The 17,437-nt window shown below is 71.6% G+C and carries 18 protein-coding genes, 1 pseudogene and 1 riboswitch; of the genes and pseudogenes, 12 read left to right on the top strand and 7 right to left on the bottom strand.

The genetic code is table 11. The annotated features are described in order from the left end of the window. The first annotated feature begins 447 nt into the window (after positions 1–447). Positions 448–593: riboswitch (FMN riboswitch) on the top strand. 115 nt (positions 594–708) lie between these two features. From ribD to N5079_RS10715, 6 genes are all read left to right on the top strand, one after another. Beyond that, entirely contained in the window at positions 709–1,818 is a 1,110-nt protein-coding gene (ribD, locus tag N5079_RS10740; protein ID WP_261583459.1) for a bifunctional diaminohydroxyphosphoribosylaminopyrimidine deaminase/5-amino-6-(5-phosphoribosylamino)uracil reductase RibD, read from the top strand. Next, positions 1,819–2,415, top strand: coding sequence for a riboflavin synthase (locus N5079_RS10735; RefSeq protein WP_261583458.1), 597 nt, complete (start codon positions 1,819–1,821; stop codon positions 2,413–2,415). Next, complete coding sequence (locus N5079_RS10730) at positions 2,412–3,044, top strand: nicotinamide riboside transporter PnuC (RefSeq protein WP_261583457.1); 633 nt, start codon at positions 2,412–2,414, stop codon at positions 3,042–3,044. The genes N5079_RS10735 and N5079_RS10730 overlap by 4 nt, the downstream gene beginning before the upstream one ends. Beyond that, a complete protein-coding gene (locus N5079_RS10725) occupies positions 3,041–4,357 on the top strand; it encodes a bifunctional 3,4-dihydroxy-2-butanone-4-phosphate synthase/GTP cyclohydrolase II (protein ID WP_315967811.1) in 1,317 nt (438 codons plus the stop codon). The genes N5079_RS10730 and N5079_RS10725 overlap by 4 nt, the downstream gene beginning before the upstream one ends. Beyond that, complete coding sequence (gene ribH / locus N5079_RS10720) at positions 4,354–4,827, top strand: 6,7-dimethyl-8-ribityllumazine synthase (RefSeq protein WP_261583456.1); 474 nt, start codon at positions 4,354–4,356, stop codon at positions 4,825–4,827. The genes N5079_RS10725 and ribH overlap by 4 nt, the downstream gene beginning before the upstream one ends. A 142-nt stretch (positions 4,828–4,969) precedes the next feature. Beyond that, positions 4,970–5,422, top strand: coding sequence for a PH domain-containing protein (locus tag N5079_RS10715; protein ID WP_261583455.1), 453 nt, complete (start codon positions 4,970–4,972; stop codon positions 5,420–5,422). 30 nt (positions 5,423–5,452) lie between these two features. On the opposite strand, the gene N5079_RS10710 is transcribed toward N5079_RS10715, so the two are convergent. The 5 genes from N5079_RS10710 to N5079_RS10690 form a co-directional block, all read right to left on the bottom strand. After that, a complete protein-coding gene (locus tag N5079_RS10710; protein WP_261583454.1) occupies positions 5,453–6,766 on the bottom strand; it encodes a S28 family serine protease in 1,314 nt (437 codons plus the stop codon). A gap of 90 nt (positions 6,767–6,856) precedes the next feature. After that, positions 6,857–7,966, bottom strand: a complete 1,110-nt coding sequence (locus N5079_RS10705) for an LLM class flavin-dependent oxidoreductase (protein ID WP_261583453.1) — start codon at positions 7,964–7,966, stop codon at positions 6,857–6,859. Continuing rightward, positions 7,963–9,003: an ABC transporter substrate-binding protein gene (locus N5079_RS10700; RefSeq protein ID WP_261583452.1), complete on the bottom strand. Its 1,041-nt coding sequence runs from the start codon at positions 9,001–9,003 to the stop codon at positions 7,963–7,965. The genes N5079_RS10705 and N5079_RS10700 overlap by 4 nt, the downstream gene beginning before the upstream one ends. Then, positions 9,000–9,734 (bottom strand): ABC transporter ATP-binding protein, encoded by a 735-nt coding sequence (locus N5079_RS10695; RefSeq protein WP_261583451.1) that lies wholly within the window; start codon positions 9,732–9,734, stop codon positions 9,000–9,002. The genes N5079_RS10700 and N5079_RS10695 overlap by 4 nt, the downstream gene beginning before the upstream one ends. Next, positions 9,731–10,576, bottom strand: coding sequence for an ABC transporter permease (locus N5079_RS10690; RefSeq protein WP_261583450.1), 846 nt, complete (start codon positions 10,574–10,576; stop codon positions 9,731–9,733). Before N5079_RS10690 ends, N5079_RS10695 begins: the two co-directional genes overlap by 4 nt. Positions 10,577–10,661: 85 nt before the next feature. Here N5079_RS10690 and N5079_RS10685 point away from each other — a divergent pair. Further along, positions 10,662–10,931: pseudogene (locus tag N5079_RS10685) on the top strand (DUF4031 domain-containing protein); the annotation flags it as partial. A gap of 124 nt (positions 10,932–11,055) precedes the next feature. Here the strand turns inward: N5079_RS10685 and N5079_RS10680 are convergent. Then, complete coding sequence (locus N5079_RS10680; protein WP_261583449.1) at positions 11,056–11,667, bottom strand: metal-dependent phosphohydrolase; 612 nt, start codon at positions 11,665–11,667, stop codon at positions 11,056–11,058. Between the two features lie 176 nt (positions 11,668–11,843). On the opposite strand from N5079_RS10680, the gene N5079_RS10675 reads away from it, so the two are divergent. The 5 genes from N5079_RS10675 to N5079_RS10655 are packed head-to-tail and all read left to right on the top strand — an operon-like array spanning position 11,844 to position 16,736. Continuing rightward, positions 11,844–12,728, top strand: coding sequence for an AAA family ATPase (locus tag N5079_RS10675; RefSeq protein ID WP_261583448.1), 885 nt, complete (start codon positions 11,844–11,846; stop codon positions 12,726–12,728). Next, positions 12,725–13,870, top strand: coding sequence for a vWA domain-containing protein (locus N5079_RS10670; RefSeq protein ID WP_261583447.1), 1,146 nt, complete (start codon positions 12,725–12,727; stop codon positions 13,868–13,870). The genes N5079_RS10675 and N5079_RS10670 overlap by 4 nt, the downstream gene beginning before the upstream one ends. Then, positions 13,863–14,978, top strand: a complete 1,116-nt coding sequence (locus N5079_RS10665; RefSeq protein WP_261583446.1) for an XdhC family protein — start codon at positions 13,863–13,865, stop codon at positions 14,976–14,978. The genes N5079_RS10670 and N5079_RS10665 overlap by 8 nt, the downstream gene beginning before the upstream one ends. 49 nt (positions 14,979–15,027) lie before the next feature. Then, positions 15,028–15,663, top strand: coding sequence for an NTP transferase domain-containing protein (locus N5079_RS10660; protein WP_261583445.1), 636 nt, complete (start codon positions 15,028–15,030; stop codon positions 15,661–15,663). 38 nt (positions 15,664–15,701) lie between these two features. Continuing rightward, entirely contained in the window at positions 15,702–16,736 is a 1,035-nt protein-coding gene (locus N5079_RS10655; RefSeq protein ID WP_261583444.1) for an LLM class F420-dependent oxidoreductase, read from the top strand. A gap of 125 nt (positions 16,737–16,861) precedes the next feature. Here N5079_RS10655 and N5079_RS10650 read toward each other — a convergent pair whose 3' ends face one another. Further along, positions 16,862–17,428, bottom strand: coding sequence for a TetR/AcrR family transcriptional regulator (locus N5079_RS10650; RefSeq protein WP_261583443.1), 567 nt, complete (start codon positions 17,426–17,428; stop codon positions 16,862–16,864). Positions 17,429–17,437: the final 9 nt, after the last annotated feature.

Genomic DNA, 17,437 nt, shown 5'->3' with positions numbered 1-17,437 from the left:
TGAAGGGAACCTTGGCAACTTATTTCGCGAGGGTCAATCGCTCCGCCGGAGCATTCGGGTTTTTGCCTGCTTCGTTGTCCAAAGTAAATCAGCTTGTGTCCGGAAGCCCGTTGACCTCGGTGGATGTCACCGTGACACTGCATATTACATGGCGGCTCCTGTGTCTTGATTTCGTGACACAACTTGGACGCCCCAGAGACAGTCCTCACCACCCGCGAAATGGCGTCAAGACCCCCGCGGCCCGCCCGTTGGCGGGTGTGTTCCCGATCGAGCGCCCACGCGTGGGGGCTCTCACCGTGCGCCCCGCCGATCGCCGGAGCCATGCTGTGGCGTACGGCACTGTGGTTCACGACACTGTGGTTTACGACACTGGGGCCCGGTAGAGCGGGATTTGCCGGAATCGTGCACAATGGTGACCGTGCCATGCGTGGCACACTGAGACAGAGCAAGCGTGCTCCGGGGTCGGTGTAATTCCGAACCGGCGGTGACACCCGACAGGGTGGCAGTCCGCGACCCGGCCGAAGCCATCGGCCGGTGGACCTGGTGAGATTCCGGGACCGACGGTGAAAGTCCGGATGGGAGGAAGCGCGCGAACGGACGACCGTGCCGTCAGGCACCGTGCGTCCGTTGACGTGGTGCGGTGGCCGCGATCCGGCCCCACCCGTCCACCCCCGGGGCCCGCCGTGGCAGGCGAGAGGAAGACCCGGGGTGAGCGAAAAGATTCCGCAAGGCGGCGAGCCGTCCGACGACCGCCACATGCTGCGCGCGGTGGCGCTGGCCGCCCGCGGCCTCGGCGGCACCAGCCCCAACCCCGTCGTCGGGTGCGTGATCCTCGACGCGTCCGGCGAGGTCGTGGGGGAGGGCTTCCACGCCTACGCCGGCGGGCCGCACGCCGAGGTCGTGGCCCTGCGGGAGGCGGGCGACCGGGCCCGGGGCGGCACCGCCTACGTCACCCTTGAGCCCTGCAACCACACCGGCAGGACAGGGCCGTGCGCCGGCGCGCTGCTCGACGCGGGCGTGGCGAGGGTCGTCATCGCCGTCCCCGACCCCAACCCCGTGGCCGCCGGAGGGGCCGGGACGCTCCGCGCGCACGGGGTCCGGGTGGACACCGGCGTCCTGACCGAGGAGGCCGAGCGGGGCAACGCGGCCTGGCTGACCTCCGTCCGGAGGCGCCGGCCGTACGTGACGTGGAAGTTCGCGGCGACCCTCGACGGGCGGTCCGCCGCGGAGGACGGCACCAGCCAGTGGATCACCTCCGCCGAGGCCCGCGAGGACGTGCAGCGGCTGCGCGCCGAGAGCGACGCCATCGTGGCCGGGATCGGCACCGTCCTCGCCGACGACCCCCGCCTCACGATCAGGACCGCGTCCCGGGAGAGGCCGCCGCTGCTGCGCGTGGTCGTCGACCCCGGCGCCCGGACCCCCGCGTCCGCCCGCGTCCTGGACGGCGAGGCCCCGACGCTGGTGGCCGTCGCGGCCGACGCCGACGTCCCCCCGCACCTCGGCGACGCCGTACGGCTGCCGCGCGCGGAGGGCGGAATAGATCTCCACGCGCTCATGGCTGAGCTGCACGGGAGGCAGATCGTGAGCGTGCTGCTCGAAGGCGGGCCGAGGCTCGCCGGCTCGTTCGTCAGGGAGGGCCTGGTCGATCGGGTCGTCGGCTACCTCGCGCCCGCCCTGCTCGGCGCCGGAGCCGCGGCGCTCGGGCCCGCCGGAGCGGCCACCATCGGCGAGATCCACCGCCTCGGCTTCGAAGAAGTCACCCCCATCGGGCCGGACCTCAGGGTCATCCTCGGGCCGGCACCAGCTAAGGAGCACTGAATGTTCACCGGAATCGTCGAGGAGCTCGGCGAGGTCGTCGGGGTCGAGCCGCAGAGCGATGCGGCCCGCCTGTCGGTCCGCGGGGCGGTCGTCACGGGCGACGCGCGGCACGGCGACTCGATCGCGGTCAACGGCGTCTGCCTCACGGTGGCGGACGTCGAGGGCGACGTGTTCACCGCCGACGTCATGAAGGAGACCCTGGACCGGTCGTCCCTGGGCGTGCTGCGGCCCGGCTCCCGGGTCAACCTGGAGCGCGCCGTACGCGCCGACCAGCGCCTCGGCGGCCACATCGTGCAGGGCCACGTGGACGGCACCGGCGTGGTGCTGTCCCGCGAGCCCGGCGAGCACTGGGAGGTCGTACGGCTCTCGCTGCCCGAGGCCCTGAACCGCTACGTCGTGGAGAAGGGGTCGATCGCGGTGGACGGCGTCAGCCTGACCGTGGTGGGGGTGGACGCCGAGGCCTTCGCGGTCAGCCTGATCCCCACCACGCTCGACCTCACCACGCTCGGCCGCAAGCAGCCCGGGGAACCGGTCAACCTGGAGGTCGACATCATCGCCAAGTACGTCGAGAAGCTCACCGCCGGGGCCCGCGCATGAACTGGGCGACGGCCGGGTTCGACGTCTTCGGGCAGCACGTCTACTGGACCGACCTGATCGGCAACGCGTGCGCGCTCGTGACGGTCTGGCTGGCCATCAGGAAGTCGATCTGGACGTGGCCGGTGCAGCTCGCCGGGTCCGCGCTGCTGTTCGTGGCGTCCGTCAACGCGCACATCACCGGCAACGCGCTCAAGCAGGTGCTGTTCGGCGTGCTCGCGGTCTACGGCTGGTTCCGCTGGTCGAGGGGCACCCGCGACGGCGGCACGCTGGCCATCCGGTCGGCCTCTCCCCGCGAGAGGGCGCTGCTCGTCGCCGCGATGGCCGCCGGGACGGTCGCGGTGGCGCTGCTGTTCACCTTCCTCAACTCCCGCGGCCTGAACATCTCCTGGGCGCCCTGGCCGGACGCCTACATCTTCGCCGGAAGCGCCGTCGCGACCTGGGCGCAGGGCCGCGCCCTGGTCGACTTCTGGGTGATCTGGGTGGCCGTCGACCTCGTCGGTGTGCCGCTGGCCTTCACCTCGCACCTGGTGGTCTCCGGCGCCGTGTACGGCCTGTTCTTCGTGATGGTTGTTTTTGGGTTCCGTGACTGGTTGCGCCAGTCCCGCAGGCTGGAGGCCGTGACCGTATGACCGACAAGAACGATGTGACCGACATGATAGGCAAGACGGCGGACATCCGGCTTGATCCCATCGAGCGGGCGATCGCGGACATCCGCGAGGGCAGGCCCGTGGTCGTCGTCGACAACGAGAACCGCGAGAACGAGGGCGACATCATCTTCGCGGCCGCCAAGGCGACTCCCGAGCTGCTCGCCTTCACGATCCGCTACACGAGCGGCGTGATCTGCGTGGCGATGGAGGGCGCGGAGCTCGACCGGCTCGGCCTGCCGCTCATGGTCAACCAGAACCGGGAGCGCCTGAGGACGGCGTACACGATCAGCGTCGACGCCCGCGACGGCGTGACGACGGGCATCTCGGCCGCCGACCGGGCGAAGACGATCCGCACGCTGTGCGACTCCGCCACCGAGCCCTTCGAGCTCGTCCGCCCCGGCCACATCTTCCCCCTCCGCTACCGCGAGGGCGGCGTCCTCGTCCGGCAGGGCCACACCGAGGCGGCGGTCGATCTCGCCCGGCTGGCCGGGCTGACGGCGGCGGGAGCCCTGGCCGAGGTCGTCAACGACGACGGCACGATGGCGAGGCTGCCAAGGCTGCGCGAGTTCGCCGACGAGCACGACATCGCGCTTATCTCGATCGAGCAGCTCGTCGAGTACCGCCGCAGGTCCGAGCGGATGGTCACCCGGGTCGCCGAGACCCGCATCCCCAACCGGTACGGCATCTGGCGGGCTTACGGCTACGCCAGCGCCCTGGACGGCGGCGAGCACCTGGCCCTCGTCTACGGCGACCTCTCCGACGGGGAGAACGTCCTCGTCCGGGCGCATTCGGAGTGCCTGACCGGCGACGTGCTGGGCTCGCTGCGGTGCGACTGCGGGGTCCAGCTCGACCACGCCATGCGGGTGATCTCCGAGCAGGGCCGGGGTGTGGTCGTCTACCTGCGCGGCCACGAGGGGAGGGGCATCGGCCTGCTGGCCAAGCTCAGGGCCTACGGCCTCCAGGACAACGGCAGCGACACCGTCGACGCCAACGTCGAGCTCGGCCTGCCCGTGGACGCCCGGGAGTTCTCCAACGCCGGGCAGATGCTCGCCGACCTCGGCGTGAAGTCGGTCCGGCTGCTGACCAACAACCCCGCCAAGGTGCGGGGGATGGACGGCTACGGCATCAAGGTCCTCGGCCGCGAACCCATGCCGGTGGCCATGAACCCGTACAACGAGAAGTACCTCAGGGCCAAGCGCGAGCGCCTCGGCCACGACATTCCCGAACAGCAGGACATTCCCGAACAGCGGGACATTCACGAACAGCACGACATTCCGGAAGGGGACAACTCATGAGCGGCGACGGGCGTCCGGACGCGCAGAGGGTGGACGCGGGAGGGCTGACCGTGGGCATCGTCGCGGCCCGCTGGCACGAGAAGATCACCGACCAGTTGCTGGCGAGAGCCGTACAGGCTGCCGAGGACAGTGGCGCGGCCACGGTGACGGTGCGCGTGGCGGGCTCGCTGGAGATCCCGGTGGTGGTGCAGGCCCTCGCGAGGCGGTGCGACGCCGTGGTGGCGCTCGGCGCCGTGATCCGAGGTGAGACGGCCCACTTCGACTACGTCTGCGACTCGGTGACGTCGGGTCTGACCAGGGTGTCCCTCGACGAGTCCACCCCGGTCGGCAACGGGGTGCTCACGTGTGACACGCTCGACCAGGCTGTCGACCGGTCGGGCCTGCCGGGAAGCAAGGAGGACAAGGGCTACGAGGCCACCGTCGCCGCTCTCGAAACCGCCCTCATCCTCCGCACCCTCCCTTCGCCGTGATCATGCACAGATTCCCCGCCCTCCGCCGTGACCGGCCCCCATCCTGGTCGTGATCATGCACAGGTTCGCATTCCTCCCGTTCAAGCTGGGAAAACTGTATTGGTGATCATGCATGAGTGCGCAGCCCTCCGAGGGAGCCGTCATGGCTGACCGCACGCCGCCACCACTGCCGGTGACGTGGCGTCCCCGGCGCGCCCGGATCATCGCGTACGGCCTGGCGGTCGTGATGGTGGTGGGCTCAGTGGTCCTCGCGGCCATGCTGCCGCCGCAGTTCAAGCTGCCGGACCGGCTCGGCATGGTCGCGTTCGGCTGCCTCGTGGCGGGCGTGCTGCACCTGCTCGGCCGGCTCCGGGTCACGGCCGACGAGCGGGGGATCACTGTGGTGAACGCGCTCAAGGTCCACCGCTACGAGTGGCCGGAGGTGATCGACGTCACCATGGTCGAGGGCGACCCGTGGCCGAAGCTGGACCTGGCCAGCGGGCTCACCCTCGGCGCGATGGGGATCCAGAGCACCGAGCGGGAGCGGTCCCGCAAGGCCGTCGCCGAGCTGAGCGCCCTCATCCGGGACCGCGGAGAGGCCCCCGACCGGGTGTAAGAGGGCGTGTAAGAGGGCAGGGTGCGGGCGTCAGCTCACCCCGGCCCATCGGCTGAGCACCGCGGTGGCCTTCTCCTCGTCGGCGGCGGAGAGCGTGGCGATGCTCGCTCCGTGGTTGCCCTTGGGGGCGACGAACACGTGGCAGTCGCCGCCCCGGGGGGTGAACCGCTCGGCGCTCCACGGGTCGTACTCCCCGTAGACGAACATCATCTCGTCCGACCGCGTGGCCACCCAGCCGTCGACGTCCTTCATCGCCGCGCCGTCGTACCGCGACCGCAGGGACTTCGGCAGGCTGGAGTCGGCCTGGTAGAGCCCGGGGTAGCGGAGCAGGCCCTTCAGGTGGCCGAAGCCCAGCGTGGCCCAGCCGAGCTGGGTGGCCGCCTGGTAGTAGTAGCCGAGGTAGGGGGCGATGCCCTGGTCGGTGTAGACGTACCACTGCTGGATCTTGTCGACCCACCGGAAGATCGCGGCGTCCGACGCGCTCCTGCGCGGGATGCCGCCGCAGTAGCGCGTGCCGAAGTATTGCCAGAAGGTCCAGACGGAGTCGAGCACGCTGAGCTCGAAGGAGCGGTCGGCGCTGCCCACGGTCCTGGTGAAGGTGAGGCCGTCCCGCTTCGCGAGGGCCTTGAGCCTCGGCACGAGTCTGGCCCGCCGCTTCAGCGCCTCCCGCTGCACGTTCCGCAGCGCCGTACGGCACGCGGGGGTGCCCACGTGGGTGAAGAACTCCTCGTAGCGCCTGTCGTCGGAGTTGACGGCGTCGTCGGGGGCGACGTACGCCACGACGCCGCTGACGTCACCGGGGTAGAAGCGGCGGTGGTAGACGGCCGTCATGCCCCCCTTGCTGCCCCCGGTGGCGATCCAGTTGCCCGTGTAGACGGGCTTGAGCGCCTGGACGATCGCGTGCTCGTCGCTCGCCTCCTGCCAGATGTCGAGCTTCGTCCAGTCCTTCGGCTTGGGCGTGGAGGCGCCGAAGAACCGGTGCTCGACCGCGACCTCGTTGCCGCCCAGGATCCTCGACGGCTCGCTGAGACGGCTCCCGCCGTACAGGGAGTAACCGCTGGTGAAGAGCACGGTCGGCAGGGAGGCCGACCGGTGCATGATGTTCAGCCGCTGTTGGAAGGTCCCCGCGCCGGGGTGCCGGTGGTCGACCGGCTGGGTGAAGGTCAGCGTGAAGAGGGTGTACTTCTCGGATACCCGCTTCTTCGACACGACCTTCAGCCCATGGACGGCCTTGAGCTTCGCCAGGATGCCGTCGTCGCTCTGCCCGGCCGGGGCGGCGGCGGCCGTCCCCGGCAGGAGGAGAGAGAACAGCAGGCAGATCAGCAGGATCGGGCCACGCGGCACGCTGGGGGTCCTCCCGGTCGATGGTGAGCGGGACGACTCTGCCGTACGGCGGCATAGCTGGACAAGCGGTATATCAGGACAAGCGGTATATCAGGACGGGAGCACGCCACGCCGGCGGAGCTCGGGCAGCACGCCCTCGCCGAACCAGTAGGCCTCCTCCAGATGGGGGTACCCGGACAGGACGAACTCCTCGATCCCCAGCGAGGCGTACTCCTCCACCAGGTCGGCGACCTCCCCGTGGCTGCCGACCAGGGCCGTGCCCGCCCCGCCGCGGACCAGGCCGACGCCGGCCCAGAGATTCGGGTAGATCTCCAGGTCGCGGGCCTTCCCGCCGCGGAATCCCTCATGCAGGGCGAGCATCCGCTGCTGGCCGACCGACTCGCTGCGGCCGAGGATCTTCCGGGCGGACTCGATGTCCTTGGGGTCGATCCGCTCCAGCAGCCGCCCGGCCTCAGCCCAGGCCTCGTCGGCCGTGTCCCGGGCGATCACGTGCAGGCGGATGCCGAACCGCAGCGTGCGGTTCTCGGCGGCCGCCAGCTCGCGGATCCAGTCGAGCTTCGCCGCCACCTGCTCGGGCGGCTCGCCCCACGTCAGGTAGACGTTCACGTGCTTGGCCGCGACCGGCCCGGCGGCGGCCGAGGAGCCGCCGAAGTACAACTCGGGGACGGGATCGGGCCGCTCGGCCACCATCGCGCCCTCGACGTCGTAGTGCTTGCCGGTGAAGTCGAACGGCCCGTCCCACGCGCCCCGGACGATGGACAGGAACTCGTCGGTCCTGGCGTACCGCTCGTCCTTGGAGAGGTGGTCGCCGAACCGCTTCTGCTCGGTGGCCTCGCCGCCGGTGACCACGTTGAGCAGCAGCCGCCCGCCGGAGAGCCGCTGGTACGTCGCGGCCATCTGGGCGGCCAGCGTCGGCGACAGGAACCCGGGCCGGAACGCGACGAGGAACTTCAGCCGCTTCGTGACCTGGGTAAGGGCGGCCGTGACCAGCCAGGCGTCCTCGCAGAAGGTGCCCGTCGGGGTCAGCACGGCCTCGAAGCCGAGTTGCTCGGCGGAGCGGGCGATCTGGCCCAGGTAGTCGATCGAGGGCGGGCGGTACACGCTGGCCGTGGGATGGCCGTGGCCCCGGTGGAGCCCGTGGCCGCCGCCGACGATCGCCCGGCTGTCGCCCGTCGTGGGCAGGAACCAGTGGAACCTCACTGCTGTGCCTTCCCCACGACGTCGTTGAACCGGTTGTCGACGAAGCCGGAGAACTTCACGCTGCCCGGGATCAGGCCCTCGGCCGTGAACGCGTCGGCGACCTCCTGCTGGGATGTCACGACGGAGTCGTCGATCGCGATCGGGGTGGCGACGGAGTTGACCACCGCGGCGTTCGCGACATCCGCCGGGAGGCCGGTCTCCTTCGCCCACACCTTGGCCCACTCGGCCTGGTGGGACGCGGCCCAGGTCCGCGCCTTGGCGAGCCGGGTGAGAAAGTCGCGGATGGCCGCCTCCTTCCCGGTGACCGCCGCGGGGGAGGCGACCTCGAAGCTCAGCCCGCTGACATAGCCGTTGCCGTCGACGACCGGCTTCGCCTTGTTCTGGATCTTCACCTGGGCGGCGAACGGGTCCCAGATGGCCCACGCGTCGACCGTGCCGGACGTGAAGGCCGCGAGCGCGTCGGCGGGCTGGAGATACTGCGGCTGGATGTCCTTGAACGACAGGCCCTCCTTCTTCAGGACGGCCAGCAGGTGGTAGTGCGACGCGCTGCCCTTGGCCACCGCGATCTTCTTGCCCTTGAACTGGGCGGGAGAGGTGATCGCGGACCCCTCGGGCACCACGATCGAGAGCGCCGCGGGCTTCTGCTGGTAGGCGGCGACCACCGTGATCTTGGAGCCGGCGGCGGCGGCGAAGACCGGCGGGGTGTTGCCGACGCCGCCGATGTCGATCGCTCCCGCGTTCACCGCTTCCAGCAGCGGCGGGCCGGACGGGAACTGGGACCACGTGATCGCGTAGGGCGTCCCGTCGAGCAGCCCGGCGGCCTTGAGCACCGCCTGCACCCCGGCCTTCTGGTCGCCCACGCGCAGAGTCACGCCCGCACCGGAGCCACCGGCCGGCTTTCCGGCGGCCGAGTCGTTGGTGGAGCCGGTGTTTGCACAGGCCGTACCGAGGGAAGCGAGGGAGACGGTGAGGAGGAGCGCGGCGAGCAGTTTCCGGGTCATATTCCGGGTCATATTGCGGGTCATGTTCCTGGTCATGAGCTTCCTTCGGGGGACACGCCGAGAGCGGAGAGGAGGGTGGCGCGGAGCGACAGCAGATCGGGGTCGTCGCGGTGGCGGGGACGCGGTGTGGAGACGGCGGAGTCGTGGGCGATGCGGCCCTCGTCGAGGACGAGGACTCGGTCGGCCAGCAGCAGCGCCTCGTCCACGTCGTGGGTGACCAGCAGCACGGCCGGCCGGTGTACCGACCACAGTTGGAGGACGAGCTGGTGGATGGTGATCCGGGTCAGCGCGTCGAGGGCGCTGAACGGCTCGTCGAGCAGCAGCAGCTCGGGCTCGCGGACCAGGGCGCGGGCCAGGCTGGCCCGCTGCGCCTCGCCGCCGGAGAGCGTGAGCGGCCACGCGCCGGCCCGCTCGGACAGCCCGACCTCCGCCAGCGCGGCGTCCGCCCGCTCCTTCGGGCCCTGTGCGGCGCCTTTCCCCGGCAGGCCGAGCGTGATGTTGGCGTGGACCCGCTTCCAGGGGATCAGGCGCGGTTCCTGGAAGGCCACGGCGACTGAGTCGGTCACGGTCAGGCCGCCCTCGACCTCGCCGTCCAGCCCGGCGAGCGCGCGCAGCAGGGTGGACTTGCCGGATCCGCTGCGGCCCAGCAGGGCGATGAACTCGCCCCTCCCGATTTCCAGGTCGAGCCGGTCCAGCACCGTCCGCTCGCCGAACCTGCGGGTGAGGTCGCGTACGGACGCCACCGGCTGCCGGGCGGTATCGCTCACTTGGACAGGAACTCGCGTCGCCACGTCAGCGCCCTCCTCTCCAGTAGCCGGACCAGGGCGTCGGTCAGCAGGCCGAGGGCGCTGTAGACGAGGAGCCCCACGACGATCACGTCGGTCCGGAGGAACTCCCGGGCATCGTTGATCATGTAGCCGAGACCGGCGTTGGCGTTGACCTGCTCGGCGACGATGAGCGCGAGCCACGCGACGCCGAGGCTCTGCCGCAGGCCGACGAGCGTCTGCGGGAGCGCGCCCGGCAGCACGATGTGCCGGATCAGCTGGGTCTTGCTGAGCCGGACCGTCCGCGCGACCTCGGCCAGCTTGGCGTCCACCCCCCGGATGCCCGCGAAGGTGTTCAGGTAGAGGGGAAATGACACCGCGAGCGCCACGAGCAGGACCTTGGGAGTCTCGCCGATGCCGAACCAGAGGATGAACAGCGGGATCAGCCCGAAGAACGGCAGCGCGCGGAGCATCTGCATGATCGGGTCGACCGCGTTCTCGCCTTTGTGGCTGAGCCCGGCGACCAGCGCCAGGCCGACGCCCGCGAGCCCGCCGCCGGCGAACCCGATCAGCACCCGCTGGAGCGACACGGCGATGGCCGTGAGGAGCGTGCCGGACTGGACCAGGTCGACCGCCGTCGTGGCGACCGTGGAGGGCGCGGCGAGCAGGCGTTCCGGCAGCAGGCCGGTGCTGCTCGCGATCTGCCAGACGACGACGAGGACGAGCGGGCTGATCCAGCGCTGCCAGGCCTTTCCGCGTGGGCGCCGGTTCTGAGCTGCCGGGGAGGGCTGCGGGCCGGGACGGATCTCCGTACGGACCGGCGTCCCCAGTTCAAGGACGGACATGGGACCTCGCAAGGTGCGGCGTGCGATTCCCCTGCAGCATTGTCGATATTTCCTACCAAGTCAATGGGTAATCTTACACTGAGCTGTGACCGTGCTGATCGATCGGCCGAACTGGCCCGGCCCCCGGGGCCTTCTCTGGTCCCATCTGGTCAGCGACGAGTCGCACGAGGAGCTGCACGCGTTCGCGCGGCTCCTGGGCGTCTCCGAGCGGGCCTTCGACCGCGACCACTACGACGTGCCGGAGACCGTCTACGAGCGGGCCGTCCTGCTGGGCGCCGAGCCGGTGCCGAGCCGCGAGCTGGTCGTCCGCCTCCGCGCCTCCGGCCTCCGCCGCCCGAAGACGCCCAAGACACCCCCGACGCCCCAGACGCCGAAGGCACCGAAGACGCCCGAGACGCCCCAGACAACCGAGACGCCCCAGACAACCGAGACGCCCCAGACAACCGAGACGCCGAAGACGGCCGAGACGCCGCCGGTCCCTAACCGCTGAGCGCGGCGAGCTCCCGGGTCATGTTCTCCCTGGCCCGCCGCTCCCACAGGTCGCGTGCGGCGGCCGTGCCGTACAGGCGGTCCTCGCCGAGGAGCGCTCGGAGGACGGCCGACCTGCCGGTCCGGAACGGCTCGTCCGGCACATGGCGGTACTCCTCCCGTACGGCTCTCGCGTACGCGTCGTACTCCTGGGGCGGCCCGCCGAGGACGGACAGGTCGGCGTCGCACAGCACGGCGGCGTTGGCGTCGCCGGGGCCATAGGTGTGCCCGGCCGTCACCCGCACGAGGCGCGCCACCTCCCGGACGCGCGCCGGGGCCACTCCGCACGCCGGAAGCCTGGCCTCGGCGAGCTGCGCGCTCCTCTCCTCGTCCCATCCCGGACGGCCCTCGTAGACGGCGTCGTGGAACCAGGCGGCGAGCCGTACGGCACCGGCGTCCTCGGCCAGGGCGGCGAGCGGCTCGATCGCGGCGAGGACCGCCCGCAGGTGGGTCGTCGTGTGATAGCGCCGGTGCGGCTCAGCCCACCGCGCGCTCAGCTCGGCCGTCAGCGCGCTCGCCGCGGGGGAGCCGGGAAGCCCGAGGACAAGCCCGAGGATCGTCACCGGAACAAATCTAGAAGAGTCCACCCGTCACCGGTGCCGTGCGGGGGAACTGTGTGGCGGAAGAACTGTGTGGCGGAGGAACTGTGTGATCGTGGCAATGGTGGGCACGGGCGACCCGCCTTTGTTGGTGGAATCGGCCAGAGCGGGGCGGAACCGGCGGCACGTAGCCTGAGGGTGTGCTGCGGCGGACAATCACGGCGTCTGACATCGGCTCGCCCGCCGATGTCGCGGAGCTGCTCGACCAATGGGACTACCTGGCGGACGAGGGGCTCGCGACGGCGGTGTTCCTCGCCCTGAGGATGGGCCGCCCGCTCTTCCTCGAAGGGGAGGCGGGCGTCGGTAAGACGGAGCTGGCCAAGACCCTGTCGGCGATTCTGGGGGCGCAGCTGATCAGGCTGCAGTGCTACGAGGGCCTCGACGCGGCGCAGGCGCTCTACGACTGGGACTTCGCCCGCCAGCTCCTGCACCTGAAGGCCGCCGAGGCGGCGGGCGCGACCGACGTGAGGGCCCTCGAAGGGGAGATCTACGACAGGCGGTTCCTGATCGCCCGGCCGCTGCTCCAGGCGCTGGAGACCACGCCGAGCGTGCTGCTCGTCGACGAGATCGACCGGGCGGACGACGAGTTCGAGGCGTTCCTCCTGGAGGTCCTGTCGGACTACACCATCTCCATCCCCGAGCTGGGCACGATCAGCGCGGCGGCCCCTCCGGTCGTGGTCGTCACGTCCAACCGGACCCGTGAGGTGCACGACGCGCTCAAGCGGCGCTGCCTCTACCACTGGCTGGAGCATCCGGGCTTCGACCGGGAGGTGGCGATCCTGCGCAGGCGCCTCCCGGAGTGCGCGGAACGGCTCGCGACGGACGTCGCGGCGGCCGCCGGGCGTCTGCGCGGGGCGGACCTAATCAAGCCGCCCGGCATCGCCGAGACGCTCGACTGGACCGAGGCCCTGCTGACGCTCGGCGCCACCAGCCTCCACCCCGGCCTGGCGGCGGCGACGCTCGGCGCGGTGCTGAAGCACCGCGAGGACCAGGAGTTCGTCCGGGGGAACGGGCTGCTCGCATGAACCACGAGGCCGTCCGTCGCCCGCCGCCCGGGGATGGCGTCCTGGTCGCCACCATGACGGGGTTCGCCCGGACGCTCCGGGCCGCCGGGGTGGGGGCCGACCACCAGCGCACCCAGAGCTTCCTCACCGCCCTCGGCCACCTGGGCGTCGCCAACGCCCACGAGGTCTACTGGGCCGGAAGGCTCACCCTCTGCGCCGGGCCGGACGACCTCCCCAAGTACGACCGGTGCTTCGCGGCCTACTTCGCCGGAGCCCGGCCACCCGCCCGCCGCGCCGGGACGACCGTGTCCGTGACCCGCCCCGTCGCCGTGCCGTACGGCTCGCGCGAGCGCGAGGAGAGCGGCGAACCGAGCGGGGTGCCCGCCACGGCGAGCGAGGCCGAGGTGCTGCGCCACCGGGACGTGGCGCGGATGAGCGAGGCGGAGCGGCGCGAGGTGCACCGGCTGCTCGCGCTGCTGCGCGGCGCGCGGGAGCGGCGGGTGTCCCGGCGGTTCACCCCGTCCCACAGGGGCGTCCTGGATCCCCGGCGTACGGTGAGGGAGGCCCTGCGCGACGGCGGAGAGCCGGCGCGGCTGCGGCGGCGCGCGCGCCGGGACCGGCCACGCCGGGTCGTCATGCTGGTGGACGTGAGCGGGTCGATGGCGCCCTACGCCGACACGATGCTGCGCTTCGCCCACGCGCTCGTGCGGGCCGAGCCCCGGGCGACCGAGGTGTTCAGCGCCGGGACCCGCCTCACCAGGATCACCGCCGAGCTCCGCCACCGCGATCCGGGCGTCGCCATGGACGCCGTCTCCGCCGCCGTGCCCGACTGGAGCGGCGGCACCCGGCTCGGCGAGGAGCTCAGGGCGCTGCTCAGGCTCGCGGACCCGCGCGGCGCGGTCGTGGTGATCGCCTCGGACGGGTGGGAGAGGGGCTCCGCGGAGCCGCTCGGCGTGCAGATGGCCCGGCTGTCGCGGCTCGCCCACCGGGTGATCTGGGTGAACCCGCACAAGGGCGACCCCGCCTACCGGCCGCTGACGGCCGGGATGCGGGCCGCCCTGCCGTACGTCACGGACTTCGTGGCCGGTCACAGCCTGGCGGCGTTCGAGGACCTGGCGGCCCTGCTCGGGTCGTCAAGCGGGGGAGGGCGTGCTCATGCGTGACGTGCTGGGGCAGATTTCGCGGTGGTGGGAGGCCGGTGAGCGGTTCGGACTGGCGACGGTCGTCGGGACCTTCCGCAGCGCGCCCCGGCCGCCCGGGGCCTCCATGGCCGTCCTCGGGGCCGAGGCCGTCGGCAGCGTGTCGGGGGGGTGCGTCGAGGGAGCCGTCTACGAGCTGGCCCATGAGGTCGTGGCCGGGGGTGCGCCCGTGCTCCAGCGGTACGGCGTGAGCGAAGACGAGGCGTTCTCGGTCGGCCTGACCTGCGGCGGGATCATCGACGTGTTCGTGGAGCCGGTGTCGCGCGAGACCTTCCCCGAGCTGGGGGAGATCGCCGCGTCGATCGAGAAGCAGCAGCCGGTGGCCGTGGCGACGATCGTGTCCGGGCCAGGGGCCGTCGGGGCGCGCCGGGTCGTCTGGCCCGGTCACGCCTCGAGGTCGCTGGGCTCGGAGCGGCTGGACGACGCGGTGGACGACGACGTGCGCGGCATGCTCGCCCAGGGGCTCACCGGCATCCGGCGTTACGGAGCGCAGGGAGAGCGGCGGCTGGACGACCTCCAGGTGTTCGTCCAGTCCTTCGCGCCACCCCCGCGCATGCTGGTGTTCGGCGCGATCGACTTCGCGGCGGCCGTCGCACGGATCGGCAAGTTCCTCGGCTACCACGTGGTGGTCTGCGACGCCCGGCCGGTGTTCGCGACGGCCAAGCGGTTCCCCGAGGCGGACGAGGTCGTCGTCAAGTGGCCGCACGACTACCTGTCCACGGTGCCGGTCGACGAGCGGACGGTCATCTGCGTCCTCACCCACGACCCCAAGTTCGACGTCCCGCTCCTGGAGGTCGCCCTGAGGACCCCCGCGGCGTACGTGGGCGCCATGGGGTCGCGCCGGACGCACGAGGACCGGCTGGCCCGGCTCCGCGAGGCGGGTCTGTCGGAGAGCGAGCTGGTCCGGCTCAGATCGCCGATCGGCCTCGATCTCGGGGCGCGTACGCCGGAGGAGACCGCCGTGTCGATCGCGGCCGAGCTGATCCGGCTCCGCTGGGGCGGCACGGGCGGGCCGCTCACGGAGACCACCGGCCGGATCCATGGGGATGTCCTGCATGATCACGAACGGTGAACCCGCAGGTGGGCGCAGAGGTGAGGGAACCCGCGCATGATCACGAGCGGTGAAGAGGCAGGTCGGCGGCGGCGTGGAGGAACCTGTGCATGATCACGCGGGAGGGGTGGCGGGGGTGGTGCTGGCCGCCGGGAGCGGGAGCCGGTTCGGGCGGCCGAAGGCGCTGGTCGAGTTCGAGGGGGAGCGGCTCGTCGACCGCGCCGTGCGGCTGCTGGAGGACGGCGGCTGCCGTCCCGTCGTCGTCGTCCTCGGCGCGGCGGCGGCCGACGTTCCGAGGGCGGTGGTCGTCCGCAATCCCGGCTGGGCCACGGGCATGGGCTCCTCCCTCCGGGTGGGGCTGGAGTCGGTGCCCGGGTCCGCGCGGGCCGCCGTGATCGCCCTGGTGGACCAGCCGCTGATCAGGGCCGGGGCCGTACGCCGCCTGATCGGGGCGTTCGAGGCCGGGGCGGCGGTCGCGGTGGCGACCTACGGGGGCGCGCCGAGGAACCCGGTCCTCATCGCGCGGGACCACTTCCCGGAGGTCGCCGAGCTGGCCGTGGGCGACGTGGGGGCGCGGCCGTTCCTGCGGGCCCACCCCGAGCTGGTGACCCCCGTGCCCTGCGACGACGTGGGTGATCCGGCGGACATCGACGTCCCGGCCGATCTTCACCGGCCCGCCGTACCGCCCCGCGCGGCTGAGCGGTAACCTGCCAGAACAACGTTCGGTCTGGGAAGGACTGCGGAATGCGCATCGGGATGGCACTCAACTACGACGGCGGTTTCAAGAAGACCGTGGCCGAGCTGGGCGACTACGAGAAGGCCGGGCTCGACATCGTGTTCGTCGCCGAGGTGTACACCTTCGACGCGGTCAGCCAGATGGGCTACATCGCCGCGCGCACCGAGCGCCTCCAGATCGCGTCCGGCATCCTGCCGATCTACTCCCGCACGCCCGCGCTGCTCGCCATGACCGCCGCCGGGCTCGACTACGTCTCCGACGGGCGGTTCACGCTCGGCATCGGCGCGTCGGGTCCCCAGGTGATCGAGGGCTTCCACGGCGTGCCGTACACCGCTCCGCTGGGCCGCACCCGCGAGATCATCGAGATCTGCCGCAAGGTGTGGCGGCGTGAGCGGCTGGAGCACTCCGGCAAGCACTACACGATGCCGCTCCAAGGGGGGACCGGCCTCGGCAAGCCGCTCAAGCTGATCAACCACCCGGTCCGCGAGCGGATCCCCATTGTGATCGCCGCGATCGGCCCGCAGAACGTCGAGCTCACCGCCGAGCTGGCGGAGGGCTGGGAGCCGATCTTCTTCATGCCGGAGAAGTCCCCCGACGTGTGGGGCGCGTCGCTCGCCGCGGGCAAGGCCCGGCGCGACCCCGCGCTCGGCGAGCTGGACATCATCGCCCAGGCCGTGCTGGCGATCGGCGACGACGTCGACGACGTCCTGGAGCTGGGCCGCCCGATGGCCGCCCTCTACATCGGCGGCATGGGGGCCAAGGGCAAGAACTTCTACAACGACCTCGCCCGCCGCTACGGCTACGAGAAGGAGGCCGAGCAGATTCAGGACCTCTACCTGGAGGGCAAGAAGGACGAGGCGGCCGCCCTGGTCCCGCGCGAGCTGCTGGAGAAGATGTCGCTGGTCGGCTCGGAGGGCCACGTGCGGGAGCGGCTCGCGGCGATGCGGGAGGCCGGAGTGACCACCCTCAACGTCACCCCCTTCGCCCGCACCCACGAGGAGCGCCTCGCGCTCATCGAGAAGATCAAGGATCTCGCCGCCTGACCCCTCCCGATCCCGCGTGATCATGCAGGGTATCCCGGCAAGCCCGCGCGACCAGCGGCGACACAGGTGGTGATCATGCACACTGTCCCGGGCTGCCTACCTACCTGCGGCGACGCAGGTGGTGATCATGCGTTGGCGGGTGGCAGAGGGGCCAGGCAGGCGCGAAACGCCGCCTCCAGCCGCGTCTCCAGCACGGCCGGATCGGCGTCCCGGAGGCTTTCGGGGCCGAGGAGCCGCCTCAGCGACCCCACGCCGAGGAGGATCACCGTGGCGAGCAGGGCCCGCTCTCTCGCCCGGGGGCCTTCCAGCCGCGCGCTGATCGCGTCCACGAGGCCCTCCTCCACCCGCGCCCGCAGCACCGCCCGGATCTCGGGGCTCATCCCCGCCCGGTCGATCACCCGTACCAGCGACTCCGGCGTCCCCGTCCGGAGCCGCTCGGCGACGCGCCCCGCCAGCCGCGCGGGCAGCCCGGCGGGGTCGCCCTCGATCACCGACTCGATCGTCGAGCCGGTGACGAGGACCTTCGCGAACAGGCCGGCCTTCGACCCGAAGTAACGGTTGACCAGGGCGACGTTGGCATCGGCCGCCGAAGCGATCATCCGCATCGTCACCTGGTCGTAGCCGTGCTCGGCGAACAGCTCCCGGGCGGCCGTGAGGATCCGCCCGCAGGTCGCCTCCCGGTCTCGTGTCACGCTCCGCAC

This window comes from Planotetraspora sp. A-T 1434, assembly GCF_025420585.1.
Taxonomy (GTDB): Bacteria; Actinomycetota; Actinomycetes; order Streptosporangiales; family Streptosporangiaceae; genus JAOEGB01.
This window is presented reverse-complemented; position numbering and strand designations above follow the sequence as displayed.

Coding starts and splice junctions, on each gene's coding strand:
- N5079_RS10735 (WP_261583458.1), top strand. CDS start 1,819: ATGTTCACCGGAATCGTCGAGGAGCTCGGCGAGGTCGTCGGGGTCGAG.
- ribH (WP_261583456.1), top strand. CDS start 4,354: ATGAGCGGCGACGGGCGTCCGGACGCGCAGAGGGTGGACGCGGGAGGG.
- N5079_RS10665 (WP_261583446.1), top strand. CDS start 13,863: ATGCGTGACGTGCTGGGGCAGATTTCGCGGTGGTGGGAGGCCGGTGAG.
- N5079_RS10670 (WP_261583447.1), top strand. CDS start 12,725: ATGAACCACGAGGCCGTCCGTCGCCCGCCGCCCGGGGATGGCGTCCTG.
- N5079_RS10730 (WP_261583457.1), top strand. CDS start 2,412: ATGAACTGGGCGACGGCCGGGTTCGACGTCTTCGGGCAGCACGTCTAC.
- N5079_RS10655 (WP_261583444.1), top strand. CDS start 15,702: ATGCGCATCGGGATGGCACTCAACTACGACGGCGGTTTCAAGAAGACC.
- N5079_RS10690 (WP_261583450.1), bottom strand. CDS start 10,576: ATGTCCGTCCTTGAACTGGGGACGCCGGTCCGTACGGAGATCCGTCCC.
- N5079_RS10725 (WP_315967811.1), top strand. CDS start 3,041: ATGACCGACAAGAACGATGTGACCGACATGATAGGCAAGACGGCGGAC.
- N5079_RS10700 (WP_261583452.1), bottom strand. CDS start 9,003: ATGACCAGGAACATGACCCGCAATATGACCCGGAATATGACCCGGAAA.
- N5079_RS10715 (WP_261583455.1), top strand. CDS start 4,970: ATGGCTGACCGCACGCCGCCACCACTGCCGGTGACGTGGCGTCCCCGG.